This is a genomic window from Herbidospora yilanensis (assembly GCF_001570565.1).
GTDB lineage: Bacteria > Actinomycetota > Actinomycetes > Streptosporangiales > Streptosporangiaceae > Herbidospora > Herbidospora yilanensis.
This window is the reverse complement of record NZ_BBXE01000013.1, coordinates 880336-904258: the sequence shown is the minus strand read 5'-3', so window position 1 is coordinate 904258 and position 23923 is coordinate 880336. Positions and strand designations below refer to the sequence as shown.

General features: G+C 66.8%; 29 protein-coding genes and 1 tRNA gene. 17 read left to right on the top strand and 13 right to left on the bottom strand.

Features of this window, described 5'->3' with window-relative positions; translation table 11 throughout:
- Positions 1-41: 41 nt before the first annotated feature.
- Positions 42-587 carry a hypothetical protein gene (locus tag AW273_RS36950; RefSeq protein ID WP_062345281.1) on the bottom strand — a complete coding sequence of 182 codons (546 nt, stop codon included), beginning with the start codon at positions 585-587 and terminating at the stop codon, positions 42-44.
- 492 nt (positions 588-1079) lie between these two features.
- Between AW273_RS36950 and AW273_RS04300 the strand changes: the two genes are divergently transcribed.
- Positions 1080-1619, top strand: coding sequence for an RICIN domain-containing protein (locus tag AW273_RS04300; protein ID WP_062345279.1), 540 nt, complete (start codon positions 1080-1082; stop codon positions 1617-1619).
- A gap of 589 nt (positions 1620-2208) precedes the next feature.
- Here AW273_RS04300 and AW273_RS35975 read toward each other — a convergent pair.
- The gene (locus AW273_RS35975) at positions 2209-3273 is read right to left on the bottom strand and encodes a Fic family protein (protein WP_198167984.1); all 1065 of its coding nucleotides are present in this window, start codon (positions 3271-3273) and stop codon (positions 2209-2211) included.
- Positions 3274-3906: 633 nt separating this feature from the next.
- Between AW273_RS35975 and AW273_RS04290 the strand changes: the two genes are divergently transcribed.
- From AW273_RS04290 to AW273_RS04280, 3 genes are all read left to right on the top strand, one after another.
- Positions 3907-4128: a hypothetical protein gene (locus AW273_RS04290; RefSeq protein ID WP_062345275.1), complete on the top strand. Its 222-nt coding sequence runs from the start codon at positions 3907-3909 to the stop codon at positions 4126-4128.
- Positions 4129-4329: 201 nt separating this feature from the next.
- Positions 4330-4803, top strand: a complete 474-nt coding sequence (locus AW273_RS04285) for a hypothetical protein (RefSeq protein ID WP_062345273.1) — start codon at positions 4330-4332, stop codon at positions 4801-4803.
- A gap of 555 nt (positions 4804-5358) precedes the next feature.
- Positions 5359-5982 (top strand): SMI1/KNR4 family protein, encoded by a 624-nt coding sequence (locus AW273_RS04280; RefSeq protein WP_157555546.1) that lies wholly within the window; start codon positions 5359-5361, stop codon positions 5980-5982.
- Positions 5983-6260: 278 nt separating this feature from the next.
- Here the strand turns inward: AW273_RS04280 and AW273_RS04275 are convergent, their stop codons facing one another.
- From AW273_RS04275 to AW273_RS04260, 5 genes are all read right to left on the bottom strand, one after another.
- On the bottom strand, positions 6261-6629 hold the full coding sequence (locus tag AW273_RS04275) for a DUF5615 family PIN-like protein (RefSeq protein ID WP_062345269.1): 369 nt from the start codon (positions 6627-6629) through the stop codon (positions 6261-6263).
- Positions 6626-6895, bottom strand: a complete 270-nt coding sequence (locus AW273_RS04270; RefSeq protein ID WP_198167983.1) for a DUF433 domain-containing protein — start codon at positions 6893-6895, stop codon at positions 6626-6628. Before AW273_RS04270 ends, AW273_RS04275 begins: the two co-directional genes overlap by 4 nt.
- Positions 6896-7737: 842 nt before the next feature.
- Entirely contained in the window at positions 7738-8091 is a 354-nt protein-coding gene (locus AW273_RS35970) for a helix-turn-helix domain-containing protein (RefSeq protein ID WP_083949477.1), read from the bottom strand.
- Positions 8091-8429, bottom strand: coding sequence for a type II toxin-antitoxin system RelE/ParE family toxin (locus tag AW273_RS04265; RefSeq protein WP_232327054.1), 339 nt, complete (start codon positions 8427-8429; stop codon positions 8091-8093). Before AW273_RS04265 ends, AW273_RS35970 begins: the two co-directional genes overlap by 1 nt.
- A gap of 539 nt (positions 8430-8968) precedes the next feature.
- Positions 8969-9039: transfer RNA gene (locus tag AW273_RS04260), tRNA-Gly, on the bottom strand.
- Between the two features lie 67 nt (positions 9040-9106).
- Here AW273_RS04260 and dcd point away from each other — a divergent pair.
- The 3 genes from dcd to AW273_RS04245 all read left to right on the top strand — a co-directional run bounded on the left by dcd (position 9107) and on the right by AW273_RS04245 (position 11434).
- Positions 9107-9682, top strand: a complete 576-nt coding sequence (gene dcd / locus AW273_RS04255) for a dCTP deaminase (RefSeq protein ID WP_062345267.1) — start codon at positions 9107-9109, stop codon at positions 9680-9682.
- Between the two features lie 135 nt (positions 9683-9817).
- Positions 9818-10435 (top strand): DUF47 domain-containing protein, encoded by a 618-nt coding sequence (locus AW273_RS04250; protein ID WP_062345265.1) that lies wholly within the window; start codon positions 9818-9820, stop codon positions 10433-10435.
- Positions 10436-11434 (top strand): inorganic phosphate transporter, encoded by a 999-nt coding sequence (locus AW273_RS04245; protein WP_030451630.1) that lies wholly within the window; start codon positions 10436-10438, stop codon positions 11432-11434.
- A gap of 317 nt (positions 11435-11751) precedes the next feature.
- Here AW273_RS04245 and mshD read toward each other — a convergent pair whose 3' ends face one another.
- Positions 11752-12660 carry a mycothiol synthase gene (gene mshD, locus AW273_RS04240; protein WP_062345263.1) on the bottom strand — a complete coding sequence of 303 codons (909 nt, stop codon included), beginning with the start codon at positions 12658-12660 and terminating at the stop codon, positions 11752-11754.
- Positions 12661-12770: 110 nt separating this feature from the next.
- Between mshD and AW273_RS04235 the strand changes: the two genes are divergently transcribed.
- Positions 12771-14510 (top strand): bifunctional metallophosphatase/5'-nucleotidase, encoded by a 1740-nt coding sequence (locus AW273_RS04235; RefSeq protein WP_062345261.1) that lies wholly within the window; start codon positions 12771-12773, stop codon positions 14508-14510.
- Positions 14511-14577: 67 nt separating this feature from the next.
- On the opposite strand, the gene AW273_RS04230 is transcribed toward AW273_RS04235, so the two are convergent.
- Complete coding sequence (locus AW273_RS04230; protein WP_062345259.1) at positions 14578-15291, bottom strand: winged helix-turn-helix transcriptional regulator; 714 nt, start codon at positions 15289-15291, stop codon at positions 14578-14580.
- A gap of 269 nt (positions 15292-15560) precedes the next feature.
- Between AW273_RS04230 and AW273_RS04225 the strand changes: the two genes are divergently transcribed.
- The 8 genes from AW273_RS04225 to AW273_RS04195 all read left to right on the top strand — a co-directional run bounded on the left by AW273_RS04225 (position 15561) and on the right by AW273_RS04195 (position 19888).
- Positions 15561-15809: a MoaD/ThiS family protein gene (locus AW273_RS04225; RefSeq protein WP_062345258.1), complete on the top strand. Its 249-nt coding sequence runs from the start codon at positions 15561-15563 to the stop codon at positions 15807-15809.
- A gap of 35 nt (positions 15810-15844) precedes the next feature.
- Positions 15845-16534: an LmeA family phospholipid-binding protein gene (locus AW273_RS04220; protein ID WP_062345256.1), complete on the top strand. Its 690-nt coding sequence runs from the start codon at positions 15845-15847 to the stop codon at positions 16532-16534.
- 31 nt (positions 16535-16565) lie between these two features.
- Positions 16566-17072: a sigma-70 family RNA polymerase sigma factor gene (locus tag AW273_RS04215; protein WP_030451624.1), complete on the top strand. Its 507-nt coding sequence runs from the start codon at positions 16566-16568 to the stop codon at positions 17070-17072.
- Positions 17069-17992: an anti-sigma factor family protein gene (locus AW273_RS04210; RefSeq protein ID WP_062345253.1), complete on the top strand. Its 924-nt coding sequence runs from the start codon at positions 17069-17071 to the stop codon at positions 17990-17992. Before AW273_RS04215 ends, AW273_RS04210 begins: the two co-directional genes overlap by 4 nt.
- 38 nt (positions 17993-18030) lie before the next feature.
- Positions 18031-18363 (top strand): thioredoxin family protein, encoded by a 333-nt coding sequence (locus AW273_RS04205; protein ID WP_062345251.1) that lies wholly within the window; start codon positions 18031-18033, stop codon positions 18361-18363.
- A 3-nt stretch (positions 18364-18366) separates the two neighbouring features.
- Positions 18367-18480 (top strand): putative leader peptide, encoded by a 114-nt coding sequence (locus AW273_RS39270; protein ID WP_353051402.1) that lies wholly within the window; start codon positions 18367-18369, stop codon positions 18478-18480.
- Positions 18481-18749: 269 nt separating this feature from the next.
- Entirely contained in the window at positions 18750-19589 is an 840-nt protein-coding gene (locus tag AW273_RS04200; protein WP_062345249.1) for a sulfurtransferase, read from the top strand.
- Entirely contained in the window at positions 19586-19888 is a 303-nt protein-coding gene (locus AW273_RS04195) for a DUF1416 domain-containing protein (RefSeq protein WP_062345247.1), read from the top strand. Before AW273_RS04200 ends, AW273_RS04195 begins: the two co-directional genes overlap by 4 nt.
- A gap of 44 nt (positions 19889-19932) precedes the next feature.
- On the opposite strand, the gene AW273_RS04190 is transcribed toward AW273_RS04195, so the two are convergent.
- Positions 19933-20373 (bottom strand): MarR family winged helix-turn-helix transcriptional regulator, encoded by a 441-nt coding sequence (locus AW273_RS04190; protein WP_062345245.1) that lies wholly within the window; start codon positions 20371-20373, stop codon positions 19933-19935.
- A gap of 124 nt (positions 20374-20497) precedes the next feature.
- Here AW273_RS04190 and AW273_RS04185 point away from each other — a divergent pair, with 124 nt between their 5' ends.
- The gene (locus tag AW273_RS04185) at positions 20498-21742 is read left to right on the top strand and encodes a hypothetical protein (protein ID WP_157555545.1); all 1245 of its coding nucleotides are present in this window, start codon (positions 20498-20500) and stop codon (positions 21740-21742) included.
- On the opposite strand, the gene AW273_RS04180 is transcribed toward AW273_RS04185, so the two are convergent.
- From AW273_RS04180 to AW273_RS04170, 3 genes are read right to left on the bottom strand one after another with little or no spacing between them, the layout of a single operon-like run.
- A complete protein-coding gene (locus AW273_RS04180) occupies positions 21704-22597 on the bottom strand; it encodes a hypothetical protein (protein ID WP_062345241.1) in 894 nt (297 codons plus the stop codon). The genes AW273_RS04185 and AW273_RS04180 overlap by 39 nt on opposite strands.
- Complete coding sequence (locus AW273_RS04175; RefSeq protein ID WP_062345239.1) at positions 22594-23172, bottom strand: DUF4352 domain-containing protein; 579 nt, start codon at positions 23170-23172, stop codon at positions 22594-22596. Before AW273_RS04175 ends, AW273_RS04180 begins: the two co-directional genes overlap by 4 nt.
- Positions 23172-23810, bottom strand: coding sequence for a hypothetical protein (locus AW273_RS04170; protein ID WP_157555544.1), 639 nt, complete (start codon positions 23808-23810; stop codon positions 23172-23174). Before AW273_RS04170 ends, AW273_RS04175 begins: the two co-directional genes overlap by 1 nt.
- Between the last annotated feature and the right edge of the window lie 113 nt (positions 23811-23923).

The following is a 23923-nucleotide window of genomic DNA, read 5'->3' as shown; positions in this document are numbered from 1 at the left end:
CGGTCGACCTGCTCAGAGCCGATCGGTGAAGGGCGGCCAGGTCATCGTGCCCTGAGGTCCGGCCGTGGCCGGCCGTTGTGACGCAGCCGGAGCCGACGCCGGGGGTGCGAGCGCAGCACCGGGTGGAGGTTCCAGCCCTGCTCCGATGCGACGCGCAGGGCGTAACCGGCGCCGGCGCCACGGAAGTAGTGTGCGCCGAGTTCCAGGTCGCGGTGGTACTCGCGACGGTACTGGGAGGTCTCCACGCGTCGGGTCTGCTTCTCGATGCGCTGGTCAACGCGCGCCCGGTAGTACGCCGTGTCGCCCTCCCGCACCAGCCCCACCGGGGTCACACACCAGAGCGGGACGAACGGTAATTGGCCCAATGTGGCGTCCAGCATTCGTATCGCGCCGTTCTCGGCACGCGGCACGATGTAAACGATCAGCTGCGCCACCGGCGCCACGCAGTAGAAGCAGATCGCCAGGACGACCCACACCACCCACCACAGCGGCAGGAACACCAGGGTCAGGGGGAGAAGCAGCAACCAGCGCAGTGGCGCCGGGCGCACGGGAAGCGGCCCCCAGGCCGGGTCGTCGTAGTCATGCACGGACGGTCTTTTCCTCTCGTTCGCCATCGCTCGACGGTGCGCCCGTGAGCCTACGCCGAGGGCCGACCGGCCCGCACGAGGCGGCGGGCCGTGCCGCCAGCGCCGAATGGTCGAGCGAATGCGCCGGCGCTCGCCGATGACACCGTCGCCACGAAAGCCGGGGAACATCATGCAAGTCCTTGACCTGCCAGCCGTGGTCGGTCGAAGACTTCAGGCTCAGCTCCCATCGCCACCGGACGCGGGTCAAGGAGAAAGGCCCGGCCTGGCCGGCCTCGGCGGTGAGGTCGTAACGGAGGCATGAACGGAGTGGCCGGAGCAGGCCGGTGCTGGCGCCGAACTCGGTGGCCGCCACGATGAGGGCTGATTCGTCGTGCACCGTGCTCGCTCTGGGCCATCTGAGGCTGCCGACCCCATCTGCGGATATACCAGACCTATACCGCTCCTTCGCATGCTTGGCGCCCGACGTGGGACAGGACAGCAGAAGGAGAACGAATGCGCATCAGAAAGATCCTCATGGTGGTGGTGGCGGGGCTCACGCTGTTCGCGGGACTGCCGATCGGACCCGCCTCGGCCGACCTCCGGGGGGTGTACGTGAGCGTCATGAGGGCGCCCGGCGCGGAGAACCGCCTGGTGATCGATCTTCCGGTCCCGTTCCAGGGGGACGGGGTGCGGCCCGAGTTGTGGCCCCTGACCGGAGGGGACACGCAGTACTGGGCCATCGTTCGGACCGGAACCACCTCGGACTTCGCGGGCATCTACGAGCTGCGCAACTACGGCTCCAACAGGTGCCTGGACATGGCGGTCGACGGGCCGATTGGGAATGGCACGCGGGTCCAGCAATGGCGCTGCAGCGGCGGCAGGAACCAGCGATGGGTCGCACGGCCGCAGGTGACCGGCGACCCCTGGGTCAAGCTCGTCAACCTACAGGGCAACCTCTGCCTGGACGCGGTCGGCGCGAGCTACCACGCGGGGACGAAGTTGCAGGTCTGGCAGTGCAGCGGCAACTGGAACCAGCGCTTCAACATCAGCTGACCGCCTGAATACTCCAGATCCCGTGTCGGTGATCAAGCTGGTGGCCCGTTTCTGCCCGCCGGGTCGTCATGAATTCTCTCCGCAGATATGAGTACGTCGACCGCAGTAGTCGGGTGGGTGGAGCTGGTCGGGCGGCCGACCAGGCGAAGCCGTAACGGAACAATGGTTTGACGAGCGAAGCGAGGCCTTACCAGGGAGCGTGAGGGCGGAGCCCTTCGCCCGGAGCGATAGGACGCCGGGACGCGAAAGCGGCCAGGGGGAGTGCGAGGGGGCGCATGCCCCTTCGCATCGGGGGGCTGCGGTCGCCCCCAGAGACGAAAAGAGCCCCGCGAAGGTGGTCCGAAGGCCACCGAGCAGGGCTCGCCGAGAGCGGGTGACGGGAATCGAACCCGCGCGGTCAGCTTGGGAAACATCACTGATCTTGCCTAGCTGACCTGCGGAAACGGAATGCCCAGGGCATGAACATGAGACTGGATGCCCTTGGCTCTTAGGGATCACGACCGACCGACCGCTCTGGCACGCATCTGGCACGACACTCCCGCCTGACGAAGCCAGCCATACGGCGTTGCCGTGTCCCGCCGTGGCTGGGTCAGCTATGCCCCTCCGCTGCATCAATATCAAAGAGTCCCATTGGCCCCGCTTCATCCTTCTTCGTTCGGGCCTTCGAGCTTGCCGACTGCTTGTGCTTGGAAGCGCGGTACGTTTCCACGGACTTGCGCGTCGACCTCCACACCCCATCCGCCCCCTGAACCGCGTTGAGGCGTCCACGCTGTGCAGCTTGCCGAAGGGCGTTAATGGTGAACTCTTTGTCGACCAGTGCGGCCAGCGGTACCAGTCTTGCCGGCCCTGCAACATTGGGGACGATGAAGCGATTGAGGTTCTCCTCCATCGCTCGTGCGATCAATTCGCCCAAGGCGCCACAGTCGCCAGCGTCAGCTCGGCGCATGGCCGCCAGGTATGCCTCACGCTGTTGCTTGAAGATGATGATCGGTGGATAGCTCAACCGCACCAGTATGAGATTGAGAGCGAGCCGCCCCGTACGACCGTTTCCATCGATGAACGGATGGACTCGCTCGAAGGCATTGTGGATGCGGGCGAGTTCCTCGGGCAGGGGGTGCCCAAGATCTTCTCCTGCCTCCAGCTTTTTGCCCGTGGCACAGACTTGGTCCACCCAAGCCTGAATCTCTCCCGGCACAAGTGGCCAGGCAGGTGGGGTCATGCCCTCCGCAAATGGGTGAAGGTCGTGCTGACGAAAGCTGCCTGGTCGTTCTTGATCTGTCGCGTCAGGGTGAGGCGCCACATCCCAGACCGGTGTCATCGCGGTGTAATGGATATGACGTAGCTCACTCAGACTAATGAGCTGGCCCTCGTTCCACACCTCAGGTTCCAATGCCTGCCCGTAGACCCACTTAGCTGCGTCGCCATACCCTTTGACCTCGTTGTACTCGCGTAGAGGCTTGGCGCCGACGGCTCTTCCCTGATCGAGCAGGGTTTGGACCTCACGTAGAACGAGTGTGTTGCCTTCGAGCGCGGTGGAGTGGTGCGCCTCCAGATGCCAGATGTCTGACCAGATCTCTTGCGCCTCAGCGGGGCTCGGGAGTCCGCCAAGGCGTTGGTTGAGCTCCTGCAGCGCCCGAGCAAGCCTGTCGTACACCGTAGCTCGGGTGGGACGCCCTCTTCCGGCCACTGGATCCCCTGCGTTCACGGTAGTTGCGGAGTTTGATAAGCCATCCTAAGACTCAATTGAACTAATCAAACCCGGTGTCTGGCGGCTGTCTGAAGAGCTAGGCGTTCAGGGTGAGCCCAAAGCCCTCTATGCGGGGGAGTCGCGCTGAGTGACTGCATCCGTACGCGCTGTATATGCCCAAGCCGCGCTTCACGATCTTCGGCGCGTGGGAACCGCCGAGTCTGGCACGGTCCCAAGGCGTGACGCCCGATGAGGGTGACACGCTCTCCCCGCTCAGCGTCAACCACTACATGCGACGTGAGGGGGCGAAGCCCCCTGGCAGCGGGGGTCTGGGGGTCGCCCCCAGAAACGAGAAGAGCCCCGCGAAGGTGGTCCGAAGGCCACCGAGCAGGGCTCGCTGAGAGCGGGTGACGGGAATCGAACCCGCGCAGTCAGCTTGGGAATCGCATGGATTACAGCTCATAGGAATGGGCAGAATTTCCCGCCCATTTCGAACTACAGAAAGTCGCGCTCGGAATATGCGGACGCGACCATGGAAGCCCTTGCGCGCATGAAAACGCCTGTGTCAGATGCCCTCTTCTTCGCGTTGACCCAGCTCAGATGCCCAGACTCGAAGAAATCCGCGCCAACCTGATCGACCGCCTCTCCGAGGCCAAGGATCAAGGCTGGCTCGGTGAAGTCTCCGCGATCGAGACCACTCTCGCCGCCACTGAGCAGAAGCTGCAGGCCATACGGGCAGCGGCTGCGCGCACAAGCATCGTGAGCCTGGGTATGCCCAGTATCCACCGCACGACTGGACGATCATCCGAGATGACATCCTGACCCGCTCGCCGGTGAGTGGCCCGGATTGCCAGCGGGGGCATGAAGCTTGCAGGCTCAGCCGATCAACACCGCGGCCATGGCTCGCCCTGAGAGCACGGGCGCGATCCCGCTCAGCCGGCTCGCCGGCGCTTTCTTAGCATCGACGCAATTAGCGATCCGTGTTGTTGAATGGTGATCACTCGACGAGCTCTGGAGAATGGCATGGTGCTGACCGAAACAGCCTCGGAGGCGTTACCGAAGCAGCGGAGGAGGTGGCCGTTCTTCGTATGTCTCGCGCTCCTGGCTTCGATCGTCGCCTCCACCCTGGTGTTCGTCGTTCCGCAGTGGCGCAACGACGAGAAGCTGGCCCGGCTGCACGAACGGGTGAGCATGCTCTCCCTCCCACCCGACACCGAACATGATCTGCGGGCCGAGGCGCGCGTGGTGGGCCTGCTGTCGGGCAACAGCAACCATTGCGACTATCTGGTCCACCTGGCTCTGATCACGAAGCTGCCCGATGCCGAGCTTGTCCGCTACTACAAGTCCGTCACGGTCGAGGGCATCGAGGGCGGAGCGCTCTCCGGCACCGTATACGTCAACCCGAGCGGATCATGGCGAGGAGACGGCTCCAAGGACGTCATCGTGGAATTCTTCGACGGAGGACACGAAGCCGGGTCCGACATGCGCTGCCACTGACCCAAAGCCCCCGGCGATCGCCGCGACGCGCCGAACACCCTCCCCCTTAGAACTGAATGTGGTCACAGAGAGTTGGGCCGCCAGAGAGGAGACTCATGGTTCACTACCAAGATCAGTTCGGTTAAGTAGCGGTGTACGACGGGGACGCGACAGCGGACCGGGGGAGCGTGAGGGGGCAAAGCCCTCTCGCATCGGGGGTCTGGGGGTCGCCCTCCAGAAAGCAAAAGAGCCCCGCGAAGGTGGTCGTTAGGCCACCGAGCAGGGCTCGCCGAGAGCGGGTGACGGGAATCGAACCCGCGCTGTCGGCTTGGGAATAGGTTACTGATCGTCGCGTGCTGAGCTGGGAAAACACGGGTACAGGTCAGAGTCGGCCGAGTGACCGTGAGTCCTCACGATTCACCGCTGATCGCCGCTCGTTCTGGCCGCACGGATCTGGCATGCGAACGATGCTTCTGCGTTGGGGCATTGTCGGTCGAAGCTGGCAACATGCAGCCTTATGGACGTGGGCAACTTCTGGCTCTTCCTTCAGCGGTCCTCGCATGTGGAGTGCCGATCATGACAGAAGATGAGATCTTCGAAGCGATACGGTCAAACCCCGGGCGTGATGTGCTACCGATGGCCTCCTCCGAGGCGGTCGCTGAGGCTGAAGAGGCCATCGGTCACCCGCTTCCTTCACTGCTGCGGCGGCTGTATCTGGAGGTGGGGAACGGAGGTTTCGGTCCTCGCGGTGGCATCATCGGTGTACGGGGCTATGACTTCTGGAAGAGCGACAGCTTCGCGGACATAACTGACTCTGCTCTGGGATTTCGGGCCGAGTCCGGCGGACGATGCGCGGGCATGATCCAGTTGCTGGAGTGGGGGTGCGGACTCGCGTCTCTGCTGGATTGCCGCGATCCCGAGGGCGCGATGTGGGGGTGGGACCCCAATCTGTGCTGCTTGGATCATGCGCTCTTCCCTCAGGACATCACCTTCGTGCCGTGGCTCGCGGAGTCGATCGGCCGCGATTTCGCCGAACCGTTCTATGACGGTTACTCCGAGGTCTCGGACCAAGACGAGGCAGAGATCGCGGTGAGCACTATTGGAGAAGAAGAGGAGGGACCGTGCCTGTGGTCACCGCCCCTGTGGGTGAAGGGCAGGGAGGCCGGCACCTGGAAGCGCCGTCACATGTGCGATGACTGACGCGTCGGCTTTCGTAAGCGAGTGCGGGGAACAGCCGAGAAGGAGCGCTTCTACCACGATCTGGGCTGAGGCGATCTCGGATTTTGCGTCCTACCTCGACTACCACACTGAGAGCGGGTGACGGGAATCGACCTCGCCCTGTCAGCTTGGGAATCAACTGTTGAAGGCTGCTTTCTGAACTGTGTGAGTCCGGTCTAGTTCAGGTGAAGACAATTGACCGTGACGACCCGGGAGAGCCCTCGGATGCCCGCCTTCTGGCACGGGTATCATCAATGACCTCAACGCAGGGGAAGCGCTCGTACACGAATGCCGTTCGGCGAGAAGGCCGCGACCGCTCCCAACTCGAGATGCGCCTGGAGAACCTCGAGATTCGCCAAGATGATGTTGACGAGTTCCGGCGGGCGGAGTGCGATGAGCTCCCGCACGAGGATGACAGAAGGTTCGGTCGCGCGGCTGTAGGCCAGAAGTGCCCCGAAGTCAGTGTCTGCGGACACAATTACCCTGCCGCCATGTACAGCGAGCTCCATAATCGTCGCGTCTGGAGCACTTGTCGCGTGAAGATCGCGCACGTGGACCGCATCATGGTCGGCCTTGCTCAACAGCTCGGCAACACGGGGCGAGAGGTTCTCGTCGACCAGGAAGTTCACGCCGGCTCACGAAGACTGTAGAAATGGACATTCGTTGAAGCCGCCGCGTATTCAAGCGCCTGCCTGATGTCCTCAAGCTCCAGGTCGGGGTAGTCGGAGAGGATCTCGTCAAAGGACCACCCTCCGGCGACCAGGCGTACCAGCGTCTCGACAGACATGCGCAGGCCCCGGATGGTCGGCTTGCCTTCGAGCCTCCCAGGCTCAACGGTGATCCGATCGAAGTTCATGGTGTCAGCCTCCTCCCCTGATGATGCCAGCTCGGCCACAGACCCGTCCTACGAGCCAGGCCGGCCCGGTGTACTTCGAGCTCTAGTCAGGTGGTGCCGTCTACATCAGAAAGACCATCGCGGACGGCGGTAGGAACCGAGCCGCTCGGTCTACGACTTCAAGCCGACCAGCGACCAGATCCGGGAGCAGTTCCGCGGACATGGCCATGCCACACAGACGGCCGGGGTTGGTCGGGTGGCCGGCCAGGCGAAGCCGTAACAGGAAAAGTTCTAACGAGCGAAGCGAGCAGCAGCCCGAGCGAAGCGAGGCCTGTCCAGGGAGCGCGAGGGGTGGAGCCCTTCGCCAGGAGCGCAGCGACCCGGAGCGGAGCGACGACGGGGACGCGACAGCGGACCGGGGGAGCGTGAGGGGGCGAAGCCCTCTCGCATCGGGGGTCTGGGGGTCGCCCTCCAGAAAGCAAAAGAGCCCCGCGAAGGTGGTCGTTAGGCCACCGAGCAGGGCTCGCCGAGAGCGGGTGACGGGAATCGAACCCGCGCTGTCAGCTTGGGAAGTGCAGCGATCACGGGCTGCGGACCCCGGGCTGCCTGGTCAGCGTCGGGCTCGGGCCGGTCGTGAGTGGTCGTGGTTGACCTCTGGTCACCGCAGCTAATGGCACGACGACCACCGAGCTCACCGGCAGGTTCACTGCTCAGAGGAGCCGCGTTCGGGGGCAAGCCACCTGATCGATTTCCTCCAAGTCCCTACTTCCGCCAGAAATGCGGATGACGTTGGCCAGGGCGAGCAGGTTACTTCTGAGGATTCTCTGCGACGGCCCAGCTCTGCTCGGAAGAGATCCTTTCGACAGCTCGATCGGCGAGGACAACAGGGTGACTGCTGGCAGTCATGCGTTGGCGACCTGTCGATGATGCACTGTCAGAGGCTCGATTTCAGTGGTGTCGTCGTCGACAATGAGCTCGACTCGGAATCGCACGCCCATTGCCGCACCCAGGCGCACAAGCGTAGCTATATCTGGTATGCCGCCCCCGCTCTCGATGCGAGATAGGGCAGGCTGGGACATCCCAGCCCGCTCCGCCACGACTTTCTGAGACAGACCTCGGCGCCTGCGGATCTCACGCAACTGATCACCGAGTTCCAGGTCGTGGCCGGCCTGCTCGTATTCGGGATGTGGCTGCGCATCTGCTGCTAGCTGGCGCAGACGCTTTGCCTTGTAGGTTTCCCAACGGCTGTGACTCATCATGCGCTCCTCTCGAAAGTATGCGTGACGGTGAGGTCGTGTTCTGCCTCGCACCGCTTCTTGGCGGCGATTGCCCGATTGAGGTCGGTGATCTGCGTCCCTTCCTGCGTTTTGCGGAAGACCGTGAGAATCACGATCACTTTGTTGGCTGGCTTCCAGAAAGTCAGTCGCCAGGTCGTTCGGTCGAGAGCAACGCGCAGTTCATGGACGCCTTCGGCGTCCTTGAGCTTCTTTACATGGTCTCCATCAGGGACACCGCCAGTGACGAGGTAGTCGTCTACGTTTCGCATAACCCGCTGGTAGAGCGGAAAGGGGAGCCCGTCCAGCCATGACTCCACCTCTGGCTCGAGATCGATCTCTCATCGCATCATATCTTCAATGATATATACTCTCAATGATAACCCGCAGCGGAATGAACACCAAGCCCGCCCCCGCTTTCGTGCCCTGCACCTCGCCGCCGCCCGAGCTCAGCAGCGAATACTTGCGGACCCGCTGTTGAGATCCGTGTCGGCCTGTACTGTGCCGCCCGATGGTCGCGGCATCCTCGTCTATCCCGACCCCTTCTTGGCGGCAGCAGTCGGATGGCGGGAGTAGGTCGGGTGGCCGACCAGGCGTAGCCGTAACCAAAAAGAAGGTTCTGACGAGCGAAGCGAGCAGCAGTCCGAGCGAAGCGAGGCCTTACCGGGGAGCGCGAGGGGCGGAGCCCTTTGCCCGGAGCGGAGCGACCCAGAGCGATAGCGATGTTTGGACGCGATAGCGGCCAGGGGGAGCGTGAGGGGGCGCAGCCCCCTGACATCGGGGGTCTGGGGGTCGCCCCCCAGAAAGCAAAAGAGCCCTGCGAAGGTGGTCGTTAGGCCACCGAGCAGGGCTCGCCGAGAGCGGGTGACGGGAATCGAACCCGCGCTGTCAGCTTGGGAAGCTGATGTTCTGCCATTGAACTACACCCGCAAGGTGCTCCGCCCACTCTACATGATCCACGCCAAGCCCACGCCCTCATTCCCACTACCCTGTCGTCGTGCTGCTTTCAGATCGCGACATCAAAGCCGAGGTGGACAGGGGAAGAGTCCGTCTCACCCCCTACGACCCCGACATGATCCAACCCTCCAGCATCGACGTCCGGCTGGATCGCATGTTCCGGGTCTTCGAGAACCACCGCTACCCCCACATCGACCCGTCCTGTGAGCAGCCCGACCTGACGAGGCTCGTCGAGCCGGAGAAGGATGAGCCGTTCATCCTCCATCCGGGGGAGTTCGTCCTGGCCAGCACCTACGAGGTCATAAAGCTCCCCGACGACATCGCCAGCCGTCTGGAGGGCAAGTCGAGCCTGGGCAGACTGGGCCTGCTGACCCATTCGACGGCCGGCTTCATCGACCCCGGGTTCGAGGGCCATGTCACGCTCGAACTCAGCAACGTCGCCACGCTGCCCATCAAGTTGTGGCCCGGCATGAAGATCGGTCAGCTCTGTCTGTTCCGGCTGAGCAGCCCCGCTGAGCATCCGTACGGCTCGGCCGCGTACGGTTCGAGGTACCAGGGCCAGCGTGGACCGACGCCGTCGCGGTCTTTCCTCAACTTCCACCGCACCAAGATCTGAAAAACGAGCGAAGAACCTTATGTGTCAGGGGAAGACCGTTGGGCAACCATTAGGTGACATCTACCTTAAGTTCACGTTCTGCCTGGTTGCCTCTACTCTTCTCTGCGGACAGTCCCCGCACATCTGGAGATCCACGTGCGTCTGCGTCTCACGCCCCGTGAGGACAGTTACTACGACTTGTTCGCCGACTCGGCGAACAACCTCGTCACAGCGTCACGGCTGCTGGTCGAGATCATCAGTGACGGTTCCGACCGTGAGGCTCTCGCTGAGAAGATGCGCGCGTGTGAGCACGCGGGCGACGAGCGTACTCACGCGATCCTGAACCGGTTGAACGAGAGCTTCATCACACCGTTCGACCGCGAAGACATCTACAAGCTCGCCTCGAACCTCGATGACGTCATGGACTTCATGGAGGCGGCGGCCGATCTGATCGTGCTCTACCAGATCGACCACCTGCCGAAGGAGGTCGTGCGGCAGGTCGAGGTGCTCGAACGCGCGGCCGAGCTGACCGCCGAGGCGATGCCCCGGCTGCGGTCGCTCAACAACCTGAACGAGTACTGGATCGAGATCAACCGTCTCGAGAACCAGGCCGACCAGGTCTATCGACGCCTGCTGGCCAAGCTGTTCTCCGGCGAGTACGACGCCCTGACCGTCCTCAAGATGAAAGAGGTCATCGACCAGCTCGAGTCCGCCGCTGACGCGTTCGAGCATGTCGCCAACACGGTCGAGTCGATTGCGGTCAAGGAAAGTTAAGTGGAGCTTGCGCTCGTCATCAGTGTGGTCGTCATCGCACTGGTGTTTGACTACACGAACGGCTTCCATGACGCGGCGAACGCGATCGCGACCTCGGTCTCGACGCGGGCGCTGACGCCGAGGGCCGCCCTGCTGATGGCCGCCGTGATGAACTTCATCGGCGCCCACCTGGGGGAGCAGGTCGCCAAGACGGTCGGCAGCGGCATCATCGAGCCGCCCGAAGGCACCCACGGTCTGGTCATCGTGGGGGCCGGGCTCGTCGGCGCGATCACGTGGAACCTGATCACGTGGTACTTCGGGTTGCCCTCGTCGTCCTCCCACGCGCTCATCGGCGGGCTCGTGGGGGCGGCGCTGGCGGCCAGCACGACCGTCCACTGGGATGGGGTGCTGGAGAAGGTCGTGGTGCCGATGATCTTGTCGCCGCTCGTGGGGTTCACCCTCGCGGGTGGCATCATGATCGCGATTCTGTGGATCTTCCGCAAGTCGAATCCCCATTCCACGGGCCGGGGTTTCCGCTACGCGCAGACGGTGTCCGCCGCGGCCATGGCCCTCGGCCACGGCCTGCAGGACGCCCAGAAGACCATGGGCGTGATCTTCCTCGCGCTGGTCGTCGGCGGCTACAACCAGCCCGGCGACAACATCCCGCAGTGGGTCATCCTGGCCGCCGCGGCCGCGATCTCCCTGGGCACCTACGCGGGCGGCTGGCGCATCATGCGCACCCTCGGCCGGCGCATCATCGCCCTCAACCCGCCCCAGGGCTTCGCGGCCGAGAGCGCGGCCGCGACGGTCCTCTACGTGGCGGCCATCGGCTTCCAGGCCCCGATCTCCACCACCCACACGATCACCAGCGCGATCATGGGCGTCGGCGCGACCAAGCGCCTGTCGGCCGTGCGCTGGGGCGTCGCGGGCAACATCGTCACCGCCTGGGTCCTCACGATCCCGGCGGCGGGCATCGTCGCGGCGATCACCTACTGGATCGCCCACGCGATCATCGAGTAGTCCCGATCCGACGAAGAACAGGCGCGATCACGCGCCTGTTCTTCTTTTTCTCCGTTACGGCTCCGCCCACCCCGGCACCGCCCGCCGCCCCCGGCGCTCTCCGGCATCCGGCGCCAGGCCCGCGCTCCCGGCAACCCGCCGCCACGAGCGACTGAGACGCCCCAAAGCCCACTTGACAACCCACAGCGGCGACGCCGGAAGTCCCAGGCCACACCCAGCAGCCCTGGCCACAGCCGGGAGTCCGTGGCCACAGCCAGCCCTGAGCCGGCAGCCGGCCTCGGGCCAAGGGCCGCGCCTCGATTCGCCCCCAGGTCACCTCATCGGGCCGGGGCGTACATCACGTCCACGTCCCACCGGCTGAAGCCCAGCCCCTCGTACAGCCGGATCGCCGCCCGGTTCTCCTCGTCCACGTACAGCATCACCTGCGACAACCCCAGCGACCGCAGATGGGCGAGCCCCGTCAGGGTCAGCGCCTTCCCCAATCCGGTCCCCTGCTCCGAGGGGTCCACCCCGACCACGTACACCTCGCCGATGGGCTCGTGCCCGTGGCCGCCGTCGCCGTGGACCTTCGTCCAGTGGAAGCCCGCCATGGTCCCGTCGCGGAAGGCCAGGAAGAAGCCCGCCGGGTCGAACCACGGCTCGTGTTCCCGCCGTCGCACGTCGTCGATGGTCCACGCGCCCTGTTCGGGGTGGTGGGCGAAGGCGCGGGCGTTGAGCGCCACCCACTCCTTCTCGTCGCGGCCGGTCTCGAACGTCGTGATGCGCACGCCCTCGGGCACTCGCACGGCCGGGAAGGGCGCGAACAGGCTGCGCCGCATCTGCCACAACGATCGGACCCGCTGGAACCCCGACGAGGCGGCCAGCCGGCCGGCCCCGGGGTGGTCGCCGTGGGCCCACAGGCGCAGCCGTCCGCCGGTCTCCATGAGGACGGCGTCCAGGAGCATGCGGCCGTATCCCCGGCGGCGGGCGGCGGGGTCGATCACGAGTTCGCCGCTGGGGCCTTCGACCTCGTCGGTCGGGTCGACGTGAGCAAATCCCGACAAAACGCCCGACTCATACAAAAGTGCCGTCTTAGCTCCGGGGTCGCCTCCGTACCGAAGATGGAGCATGACGTGCTCGTTCAGCGGGCGGACGCCGTCGGCGTCGGTCGCGGCCTGGACCAGCCGCCGGACCTCGGCAACCGTGTCGTCATCGAGTCGTTCCCTGATCTCCACGTGGGCGTTCATGGAACGCACTCTACGTACCCCTGACTGGCAAATCCCGCCAGGTGTCACCGAGGGGAATCGTTACCTTTGCGCCATTGGTCGGCCAGGTGGTCACTCTAGGCTCACTTACCATGACCCCTGCATCCCTCAAGAGACTCGCCGTGGCCACCGTCGCCTCGGCGGGTGTCATCGCTCTCGCCATCGGGCCCGCGGGCGCCAGCGCGAGCGGCTCGGAGAAGAAGAAGGACGACGAGCTGATTCCGATCCGGATTCTCTCGATCAACGACCTCCACGGCAACCTGGAGCCCCCGACGGGGTCCAGCGGCCGGATCGCCGACGAGAGCGGCACCATCGTCGACGGCGTCGGCGGCGCCGCCTACCTGGCCACCTACGTCAAGCAGCAGCGCAACCGCGACACCGTCCTGGTCGCGGCCGGCGACCTGATCGGCGCCTCCCCGCTGCTGTCGGCCGCCTTCCACGACGAGCCCACGGTCGCGTTCCTCGACTCGCTGGAGCTGGCCACCTCCAGCGCCGGCAACCACGAGTTCGACGAGGGCATCAGCGAGCTCAAGCGTGTCATGGAGGGCAAGTGCCACCCGGTCGACGGGTGCTCGCCCGTCGGCAAGTGGAAGGGCACCGACTTCGAGTTCATCGCGGCCAACGTGATCGACGAGAAGAAGAACAAGCCGGCCCTCGCGCCCTACTATGTGGAACGAATCAACGGCGAGAAGGTCGCCTTCATCGGCCTGGTCACCAAGACCACCCCGTCGATCGTGACCGCCTCCGGCATCGCCGGCCTCAAGTTCACCGACGAGGTCGCCGCCGCCAACGAGACCTCCGCCTACCTCCGCGACGTCAAGGGCATCAAGGCCCAGGTCGTTCTGGTGCACGAGGGTGACCAGGTCACCCCGAACCAGAGCCCCGACGCCTGCCCGATCACCAAGGGCGCCGGCTCGCGCATCGCCGAGGGCATCGACCCCGAGATCGACATCGTCATCAGCGGCCACTCCCACCAGGCCTACATCTGCAAGGCCACCGACCCGGCCGGCCAGCAGCGCGTCTACACGCAGGGCTCGTCGTTCGGCCGCGTGCTGACCCAGATCGACTTCCAGATCGACAAGGGCACGGGCGACGTCGTCCGCTCCTCGGTCGTCGCCGACAACACCGTCGTGCGCCGCACCGTCACCCCCGACCCGGCCACCGTCACGTTCATCGACCAGTGGAAGACCCGCGTCGCGACCGTCGCCAACAAGAAGGTCGGCGACATCACCGCCGACATCACCAACGTGGCGGGCCCCTCTGGCGAGTCCCCGCTGGGCAACCTGATCGCCGACTCGCAGCTCGCGTCCGCCAAGACCGGCGGCAACGCCGAGATCGCCCTGATGAACCCGGGCGGCATCCGCACCACCCTCACCTACGCCAGCTCGCCCGTCGGCGAGGGCCCCGGCGTGACCACCTACGGCGAGATCTTCGCGGTCCAGCCGTTCAACAACCTCGTGCAGGTCGTCACGCTGACCGGCGCCGAGCTCAAGCTGGTGCTGGAGCAGCAGTGGGTGGGCGGCCCGAACAACCAGGCCTTCACCAAGATCCTGCAGCCGTCGTCGAACCTCACCTACTCCTACAGCAACAGCGCGGCGTGGGGCTCGAAGGTGTCCGACATCAAGATCGATGGTGTCGCCGTCACCCCGACCCAGTCGATCCGCGTCGCGGCCAACAACTTCCTCGTCGGCGGCGGTGACGCCTTCGCGGCCTTCACCCTGGGCGACGACCTGTGGAGCGGCCCGCTCGACATCGACGCGTTCGAGGACTACCTGACCGCGAACTCCCCGGTGGCGCCCCCGGTCGCCAACCACATCACGGTCCTCCCGTAGGGCTGAGAGCAACAGGAAGCCCCCGGTCGAAGCGACCGGGGGCTTTTCCCATGCTCTGACGTGCCGATCAGCGGCGGGCGGTCTCCAGTTCCTGGGCCATCTCGTTGCCGCGGTCGGGCACGAAGCGGTAGCCGACGTTGCGGACCGTGCCGATCAGCGCCTCGTATTCGGCGCCCAGCTTGGCGCGCAGGCGCCGCACGTGGACGTCGACGGTCCGGGTGCCGCCGAAGTAGTCGTAGCCCCAGACCTCCTGGAGGAGCTGGGCCCGCGTGAACACCCGGCCGGGGTGCTGGGCCAGGTATTTGAGCAGCTCGAACTCCTTGAACGTGAGGTCGAGCGCCCGGCCGCGCAGGCGCGCGGTGTAGGTCGCCTCGTCGATCGACAGGTCGCCGCTGCGGATCTCGTCGGGCACCTCTTCGGCGGCGGCCAGCGACAGCTTGCCGATCGCCATGCGGAGGCGGGCCTCGACCTCGGCCGGGCCGGCGGAGTCGAGGAGCACGTCGTCCGCGCCCCACTCGGCGGTCATCGCCGCGAGGCCGCCCTCGGTCACGATGACCATGAGCGGGCAGTCGATCCCCGTCGTCCGGAGCAGCCGGCACAGGCTCTTGGCCTGGACCAGCTCACGCCGGGCGTCGACCAAAATCGCGTCGGCGGGCGGGGCGTCGAGCAGCGCCGTTCCCTCGGCGGGCGCGACCCGGACCGAGTGAAGCAGCAACCCGAGCGCCGGCAGGACTTCGGCGGACGGTTCCAGTGCGTTGGTCAGCAGAAGCAAATTGCTCATGAGGCCTCCTCGCCAAACGGGCGGGCGTGCCGGGAGAGCACCGCGCTGTGCACGATCACAGGCTCGCCTCCTTCGATCCGCGTCAACGGCAGGGCCGTAGAAACACGTAAGGACCCGGGGGCTACGTCGCCCAGGTCCCGTTGCTCGTAGATTAGCCCACAGCAACTTTGCGTCCAATGTGCGTCCACCGTGTGAACAGCACTTCACGTGGAGAATCACCGTATCCGAACGCTCACTGTGAGTGTGCGGATCTGGGGCTGGAGAGACGTATGGCTACGGGAACGGTGCGGTTTTGGGCCGCGGCGAAGGAAGCGGCCGGAGTCGCCGAGGAGACTTTCGACGCGGAAACCCTTGGAGAGCTTGTTACCAAAATCACAAGGAACGACGCCCTGGCCAGGGTGCTTCCGCGCTGTTCGTTCCTGGTCGACGGGAACCCGGCCGGCACCCGCGACCCCCACACCGTGGAACTGCCGGAAGGCGCCACGGTTGAGGTTCTGCCGCCGTTTGCCGGCGGATAGGCTGATCCGAAACCCCCCGGCCAACGGAGGATGCGGTGCGCAAGCTGGTGGTGGCGCTGCTCGTGCTCGTCGTGCTGGCCGTGGTGCTCGACCGCGTGGCCGTCGCCGGCGTGCAGCGGGAGATCGCCAAGCAGGTCCAGGCCAGTGCCGATCTCGACTCGCCGCCGACCGTGCAGGTCAAGGGCGTGCCGTTCCTGACCCAGGCGATCGGCGGGCGCTACGAGGAGATCGCCATCGACATCGGCGACATCCAGCGTGAGGGCATCCGGCTCAGCGACGTGCAGGCGACCCTCTATGGGGTCGAGGCCCCGCTGACGGACCTGATCCAGAACGCCGCCGGCACCAAGATCGTCGCAGAGCGGGTCACCGGCACGGTGACCATCTCCGAGGAGACCCTGAACTCCCGGGCCCCGCGCGGCATCAAGATCGAGGGCGGCGGCGGCAACGGCACCGTCCGCGTCTCCGGCGAGGTGACCGCGCTGGGCAACCAGGTGCCGGTGACCGCCGACATGAAGATCGAGGTCAAAGACGGGGTGCTGCGGCTCACCCCGGCCAAGGTGACGATCGCGGGCGGGTTCACCGTGCCCAACGCCGAGCGCCTGATCACCTTCACCGTGCCCGTGCAGGGCCTCCCGCTCGATCTGAAGATCGACGAGGTCCGGTCCGCCCCCGGGGGTGGCCTGGCCATCGACGCGACGGCGACCGATGTCCCTCTTTCGCGGTGAACCGAAGCGCCGCCGGTTGCGTTCTGAGGATGTGAGCGCAGCCGGGACGGCCGACGAGGAGCTGGTGAGAGCCCTTTTCGACGACCATGCCGGGCCGCTCTACGGTTACGTGCTGCGATTGACGGGTGACCCGGGGAGGGCGGAGGACATCGTGCAGGAGACCATCCTCCGGGCCTGGAAGAACCCGATCGCCGACCGCCCGGTCCGGGCGTGGTTGTTCACCGTGGCCCGCAACCTGGTCGTCGACCAGGCCAGGGCGCGCAAGTCCCGCCCGCAGGAGACCGGCGACGAGGCGCTGGCGATCCTCCCGGCCGACGACGAGCTCGACAAGGCCGTCGAGTCGTGGGCCATCGCCGACGCGCTGGCCTCGCTCCGGCCCGACCACCGCGAGGTCCTGCTGGCCGTCTACTACGGCGGCCAGTCGGTCAAGGAGGCCTCCGAGTCGCTCGGCATCCCGCCGGGCACCGTCAAGTCGCGCACCTACTACGCGCTGCGCGCGCTCAAGCTGGCGCTGGAGGAGCGGGGGCTCGCGCCGTGAACCACGACGACGTCAAGATCTCTCTTGGGGTGTACGCCCTGGGCGCCCTCGACGCCCGGGAGACCGCCATGGTCGAGGCCCACCTCGACACCTGCGACGAGTGCACCGCCGAACTCGCCGAGTTGTCCGGCCTGCCGCCGATGCTGGCCCGCGTGTCGGCCGCCGACGTCGAACACGCCGCGGCCCCGCCCCGGGCGGTCCTCGACCGGCTGCTCGCCGACTCGGCCAAACGCCGCCGGCGCGGCCGGATCACCCGCACCATGCTGGGCCTGGCGGCGAGCGTGGCGATCCTCGGGTGGGGCGGCGCGGTCATCCTCGACGACACCCCCGAGATGACGGCCGCCACGACCGCCGGCGGCGCCCCCGAATCGGCCGCCCTGGCCCCCGACACCACCGCCCAAGACCAGAACGGCTACAGCGCCGCCGAGGCCCAGCCGCTGCTGACGGAGGAGCCTTCGCAGAACGCCGCGGCGGGCACCGGCCCGGCCGATACCGGCGTCGCTCCCGCCGAGGAGCCGGCGCCGGCGTCGTCGAAGGCCGCCAGGGCCCCGCAACCCGAGCAGACCCCGGTCCCCGAACCGGCCCAGGCCGACGAACCGGCGACCGCCAAGGTAGCCCCCGAGACCATGACGCTGGAGCGGTCGCGGGGCGAGGTCACGCTGCGCCTCGACCTGACCGGGCGTGAGGGCGGCACCGAGGTGGCCGCCACCATGACCGGCGTGCCGGTCGACACCAAGACCGAACTGTTCGCGGTGCCCAGGCAGGGCCCCCGCACGTCGGTGGCGAGCTGGGAGGTCAAGGCCGGCGACGAGGGCGGCGCCACCTTCCGCGGCTCGACGAGCCTGCCGATCGCCGAGATCGCCCGGTTCGAGCTGCGGGCCGCCAACGGCGCCGCGCTCATCACGATCCCCGTGGGCTGACGGGAATTTCCCGGTCGCCGCCGGTGGTTGCCGATCGTATGGACCTGGGTGCGCCATTGGGTGAGCGGGCGACGCTCGTCCACTTCTCGACGGCCTTCTGCCAGCCCTGCCGGGCCACCCGGCGGGTGCTCGCCGAGGTCGCCGCGATCGTTCCCGGGGTCCGCCACGTCGAGGTCGACGCCGAGTCGCGGTTGGATCTCGTACATGCCCATGAAGTTACGAAAACCCCAACGGTGTTAGTTCTCGACAGTTCTGGAAATGTCGTGAAAAAGGCATCAGGGCAGCCCAGGAAAGCCGACGTCATCGCCGCCCTCGCTCTGGCCGTGGACAGTGCGTCTCAAAGCGGGTCTCAGCAATCGGACGGCATGTGACAGATGGCGAGACGAAAGGGTACTGTCGTGCCCATGACTCCCACGACAGAGATGCTCACGAAGCGGCGGGCGGTTGACTTCTGCCGCGTCGCGACGGCTCTCTGTCGCATGGCCTGAGGGTGATTTCCGGCGGCGTCTGAAGCCGCATCACGCGAAACCCATCAGGAGCATCAGGCGATGCAGGTCGATCCCCGTGGCCCCCGCTCCGGCGCGGCCGACACCACTCTGGTTCCGCCCCGGTACGCCCCGGGGCCTGGGCATCATTCGCATCGTTCCCGCCTCTGGAATCGTCCCTCCGGCCCTGGGTGCGACAGCAGCGGCACTGCTGGCCGCCTTTCCCGTGCATCACAACCGCTCATCAGCCGTCTACAACCTGGGAGAAATTCATGAGTCGCTCCGCCGCACTGGTCGACGCCGACTGGGTCGAGGCCAACCTCGACACGCCCGGCGTCGTCCTGGTCGAGGTCGACGAGGACGCCAGCGCCTACGACAAGGGTCACATCCGCGGCGCCGTCAAGGTCGACTGGCGTGACGACCTGCAGGACCCGGTCCGCCGTGACTTCGTCGACAAGGCCGGTTTCGAGGCGCTGCTCTCGTCGCGCGGCATCGGCAACGACGACACCGTGGTCCTCTACGGTGGCAACAACAACTGGTTCGCCGCCTACGCCTACTGGTACTTCAAGCTCTACGGCCACGAGAACGTCAAGCTGCTCGACGGCGGCCGCAAGAAGTGGGAGCTCGACTCCCGCGAGCTGGTGAAGGACGTGCCGAACCGCGAGGCCACCACCTACACGGCCCAGGAGCAGGACCTGTCGATCCGCGCGTTCCGCGACGAGGCCGTGGCCGCGATCGGCAAGCTCAACCTGGTCGACGTCCGTTCGCCCGACGAGTTCACCGGCAAGCTGCTCGCCCCGGCCCACCTTCCGCAGGAGCAGGCGCAGCGTGCCGGGCACATCCCGACCGCCCGTAACATCCCGTGGTCGAAGGCCGCCAACGACGACGGCACCTTCCGTTCCGACGACGAGCTCAAGACCCTCTACGCCGACGCGGGGGTCGACTTCGGCAAGGACACCATCGCCTACTGCCGCATCGGGGAGCGTTCGGCGCACACCTGGTTCGTGCTGCACGAGCTGCTCGGCCAGGCCAACGTCAAGAACTACGACGGTTCGTGGACCGAATACGGCTCGCTCGTGGGCGTGCCGGTGGAACTGGGAGAGGCCCGATGACCACCACTCAGGGGTGCGCCGCGCCCGAGCAGACCGTGGCGCTGCCGACCGGAATCGATCTGTCCAAGCAGGCCGTGATCCAGGGTGTCGTGACCGGCGCCGGCACCGCCTACGCCCGCCTCCTCGACCACTCCGGTGAGTTCACCGGCGAGGTCGTCGTCTCCGACGAGGGCATCTTCCGCTTCTTCGCCGCGCCCGGCTCGTGGACCGTCCGCATCATCGCGGGCGGCGGCCGGACCAAGGACGTCGCGGTCGAGGCCAAGCTGGGCGAGGTCGCCCAGCTCGCGGTGGCCGTCTAAACCGCATCGGAGAAGCCCGGCCCCGAACGGGGGCCGGGCTTTTCTCAGTTCACGCCCGCGAGTTGCTCCAGCACGTCGATGAGCGCGTTGTGCTCCCCGGCGACCTTGAAGAACTCGCGGTCGACGTTCTCCACCACCCCGGCGGCGCGCTCGGCCAGCCGGCGGCCCTCGTCGGTGATCACGAGCACCTTCTTGCGCATGTCGGCGGGGTCGTCCTCGCGGCCGAGCAGGCCCTTGACCTCCAGCACCCTGACGACCTGGCTGGTCATCATGACGTCGACGGTGGCGTGCTCGGCCAGTTCGCGCTGGCTCGGGCGGACGCCCTCACTGTCGAACCACCACAGGTCGACGAGGAGGGCGAACTGCACGTGGGTCAGCCCCATCGTCTTCAGCGCCGTGGTGATCTCCCGCTGCCATCGAAGGGTCGCCCGCCACAGCAGGAAACCCGGGCTCCGGCCTGGACCGGCGTCCCGTTCCGCGCTCACTGTCTGATTCCCCGATCTACGACTTCAGGGAGTGTCCCACCTCGCCTCCCGCATATCCGCCGTTGACCAGCCCGGACGGCCGATCTTTGACCTTTCCGGCTCCTTGACCGCTAGCATGCGCAAGATGTCCGGTACGTCCACCAAGGTCGCGCGCCTGCCCCTCGACGCGTTACGGATCGCCGGGTCGTGCGCGCTGCCGCTGATCATGTGGTTCTCGCTCGGCCGGTTCGTGCGCTGGGCGCTGCTCTACGCCGCCGCGCACCTGTCCCACGGGTCGTGGTACCAGCTCCGGCTCGTGGCGGTGCTGTTCATCTTCACCCTGGTCGTCATGGTGTCGCTGGCGACCGTGGTCGGCATGCTCCACACCGTCCGGGAGGCGCTGGCCGAGACGCGGGCCCGCCGCGCGGGCGACGAGGCGCAGGAGACGATCTTCGGGGCGCTCAACCGCACCGCCCTGGCCTTCGCCGGTCTCTACATGACCTGGGGCCTGGTCGACCAGGACATGCGCGACTTCGAGAACATCGACCGCACCCTCAACCCCGACCAGCAGATCGTCGACCAGTTCCAGGGGGTGCAGAGCACCATCGGCGACGGCCTGACCGGCCTCGACGTGCGGATCTCGGTCGCCGCCATGGTCGTCGCGTTCGCGATCAAGTGGTTCGCCGGCCGCCGCCACGAGAACAAGCCGGGGAGGTTCACCGGCATCCTGACCACCTTCGGCGAACTGGCCTTCGTCTTCTACGGCCTGACCGCCACCGTCGCCGCACTCAAGCTCCGCGAAGACTGGATCGAGCACCGGGCGCTCGTCATGGGCGTGAGCGACGCGACCGAGGACGTGCGCGAGTCGCCGTTCTTCGAGTGGCTCGGCGACGTGTGGCCGCTGCTGATGGACGCGCTGGTGCTCCCGCTGGCCTGGCTGACCGTCGGCATCCTGGTGTACGGCGCCTACGCCGAAGACACCCAGACCACGATCAGGGGCACCCGCCTGGAAGGCGTCGGCGCCCGCGTCGAGCGCAGCCACAACTGGACCCAGGTCACCCTGGCCAAACTGACCGGCGGGTTCACCTCCCGCTGGATCCCGCTGCTCAACTCCCTGCGCCTGACCGCCAAGGGCGGCCCGGCCCTCTTCGGCCTGTACGCCCTGCTCTACGTCGCCCTCCACGTCGGCGGCGACTACCTGGGCAGGCTCCTCGACTACGCCACCGCCGGCGGCCCCTATCTGTGGATCGTCACCACCGTGCCGACCACGTTCGTCGTCGACCTGCTGGTGACGGTCTTCTCGATGTGCCTGGTCGCGGCCACCTACGACCAGGCCGCGACCCGCAAGCGGCTAACGGAGGAACCGGAGGACGTCGAGGTCGGCGCTTAGGTCGTCGGTGAGGTCCTCGGTCGGGGTGTCGGAGCGGTAACCGGAGGGCCGGACGAACAACTCGGCCGTGCCGGCCACGTCGGCCGGCACGACGGCGTAGATCTCGATCGGGAAGGCCTTGCCGATCTGGTCGTCCGACGGGTCGAGCGGGGTGGCGTTCTCCAGCACCTCGGTACGCCACTTCCGCCCGCCGGCGTCGCGGATCTCGACGTCGGGCACGCCGGTCAGGAACGTGCCGTCGCGGTCGAGGGCGGTGCGGGTCAGCACGATCTTGACCCACTGGCGGCCGGGCTTCTCGGCCGCGCCCGCCGGGTTGGGGATCGACTCGATCGTCGACCGCCAGGCGACGTGCTCGAACTCGTAGGTCTCGCCCGCCGGGATGACATGGACGACGTCGGGCTCGCCGGTGGCGTACACATAGGTCGACCAGTTGGCGGCGGCGGGCGCGCCGACGGCGAGCACTACCGAACCGGCGGCCCCGGCGAAGAACCGGCCCCAGCCTTTCTTCTTCGGCTCCGGCTCCGAGGGAGGCGGGGGCGGTTGCTCCGAGACGGGCGGCGGGTCGGGGAACGGCGGATAGGGCTCCGGGTCCTGGAAGGCCGGTTTGGGGCGCGGTAGCGGCCGGCCCGCCGCGATGGCCGGGAAGGGCTGGGTCGAGAAGCCCTCGTCGTCCTCCTCCGGAGCCGGGGGAGGCGGCGGTGGCGGCCACACCAGCACGTCGCTGGGCGGCGCCAGCGGCGGGATGTAGGCCGGGATCATCGGCGGGAGCGGTCCCGAATAGGTCGTGTCGTCGATCTCGGTCGGCTGCGACGGCGGCGGGGAAAACCAGTCGCGGGGTGGCTCTTGCTGGTTCACGTGCCCTCCGGGGCCAGCGAGTAGTGCTCGACCGGCGACTCGCCGCCGGTCAGCCCGAGATCGATCTGGACGTCCGGGGCGAGGTTGTCGACCACGAGCGGGTTGTTCGGCGCGATCAGCACGAGCTCGGCCCCCGGGAGCGCCTCCTTGGGCACCTCGAACACGAGCGGGGCGTCGATCCACCAGCCGGCCTGCACCCACTTGCCCAGGAGCATGGCGTCGTCGGCCACCTTGTCGGTGACCTCGTACTTCTTGTCGCCCTCGGTCAGCAGCCAGGCCTCGAAGCGGCGGAACCGGACGGGTTCGGCCGGTGAGGTCGCGGAGACGTGGGCGACGAGGAACAGGTTGCCCGTCTCGATCGTCTTGTCGGCCACGTCGACCGAGGTCGCGACGGCCGTCTTGGTCACCTTCACCGAGAACCGGCCGGTGTCGACCTCCTCACCCGAGGCCCCCGAGGTGGTGAGGTAGGTGTTCTTCTGGTCGGGCTCCAGCGCGAAGGTCTGCGCGTAGACGGCCGCGGCGGCGAGGCTCAGTCCGAGCGTCAGCGCGCCCAATCGGCGGAGGAAGCCGGCCATCAGGCCTCCTCGGGCCGGATCGGCAGGGTGACCTGGGCGATGACCTTGGGTTTGATCGGGGCCATCTCGTCGCCGGCGCCGGTCGGCAGGTCCTTGTCCGGTTCGACCTGCCAGAACTCACGGGGGTCGCGGCGGCTGACGGGCTCCTCCACGAAGCCGCCGACGTCGATCGTCACCTTCTCAGGGGGAGCGGCGCCCTGGGGCAGGTCGTAGCGGATGACGACGGTGTGGGTGATGCCCGGATGGAGCTGGAGGCTGCGGACGCCGTGGCTCCACACGCCGATCTCGGGATAGGAGTCGGGCCTGCCGAGCGGCGGGGTGGTCTTGAGGATCGTCGAGCCGAGGCGTCCGTGCCGGCTGACCATGGGGCCGGTCGCCATCGCGCCGACGCTCTCGGTCCTGTCGCCCTCGTTGGTGACCTTGAGAACTAATTCCACCGCGTGGCGGTCGCCCTCGGCAACGTCGACGGCCTTGACGAACTGGGTCTTGAAAAGCTTCTGATCGATCGTCGCGCCGGGCTGGTACTGCTTGGGCGGCGAGTCGGGTTCGGTGTCGAGCCCGCCCGTTCCGGCGGTCACCCCGAGCCCGGACACGGACAGCAGCGCCACCACGGGCACGAGCACCGGTCGCCGACTCATGGCAATGGATGGTAGTACGCCCACACGTGACCCATCCGCCGCAATCGTCCCTATCTTTGGTGGGAAACCCGTCCGAATGCCGAGAACCCTGCCCTGACGGGGTACCTAGCTCC

Coding starts and splice junctions, on each gene's coding strand:
- AW273_RS04300 (WP_062345279.1), top strand. CDS start 1,080: ATGCGCATCAGAAAGATCCTCATGGTGGTGGTGGCGGGGCTCACGCTG.
- AW273_RS04290 (WP_062345275.1), top strand. CDS start 3,907: ATGCCCAGACTCGAAGAAATCCGCGCCAACCTGATCGACCGCCTCTCC.
- AW273_RS04285 (WP_062345273.1), top strand. CDS start 4,330: ATGGTGCTGACCGAAACAGCCTCGGAGGCGTTACCGAAGCAGCGGAGG.
- AW273_RS04280 (WP_157555546.1), top strand. CDS start 5,359: ATGACAGAAGATGAGATCTTCGAAGCGATACGGTCAAACCCCGGGCGT.
- AW273_RS35970 (WP_083949477.1), bottom strand. CDS start 8,091: ATGAGTCACAGCCGTTGGGAAACCTACAAGGCAAAGCGTCTGCGCCAG.
- mshD (WP_062345263.1), bottom strand. CDS start 12,660: ATGAACGCCCACGTGGAGATCAGGGAACGACTCGATGACGACACGGTT.
- AW273_RS04235 (WP_062345261.1), top strand. CDS start 12,771: ATGACCCCTGCATCCCTCAAGAGACTCGCCGTGGCCACCGTCGCCTCG.
- AW273_RS04230 (WP_062345259.1), bottom strand. CDS start 15,291: ATGAGCAATTTGCTTCTGCTGACCAACGCACTGGAACCGTCCGCCGAA.
- AW273_RS04225 (WP_062345258.1), top strand. CDS start 15,561: ATGGCTACGGGAACGGTGCGGTTTTGGGCCGCGGCGAAGGAAGCGGCC.
- AW273_RS04205 (WP_062345251.1), top strand. CDS start 18,031: ATGGACCTGGGTGCGCCATTGGGTGAGCGGGCGACGCTCGTCCACTTC.
- AW273_RS39270 (WP_353051402.1), top strand. CDS start 18,367: ATGGCGAGACGAAAGGGTACTGTCGTGCCCATGACTCCCACGACAGAG.
- AW273_RS04200 (WP_062345249.1), top strand. CDS start 18,750: ATGAGTCGCTCCGCCGCACTGGTCGACGCCGACTGGGTCGAGGCCAAC.
- AW273_RS04195 (WP_062345247.1), top strand. CDS start 19,586: ATGACCACCACTCAGGGGTGCGCCGCGCCCGAGCAGACCGTGGCGCTG.
- AW273_RS04185 (WP_157555545.1), top strand. CDS start 20,498: ATGTCCGGTACGTCCACCAAGGTCGCGCGCCTGCCCCTCGACGCGTTA.
- AW273_RS04175 (WP_062345239.1), bottom strand. CDS start 23,172: ATGGCCGGCTTCCTCCGCCGATTGGGCGCGCTGACGCTCGGACTGAGC.
- AW273_RS04170 (WP_157555544.1), bottom strand. CDS start 23,810: ATGAGTCGGCGACCGGTGCTCGTGCCCGTGGTGGCGCTGCTGTCCGTG.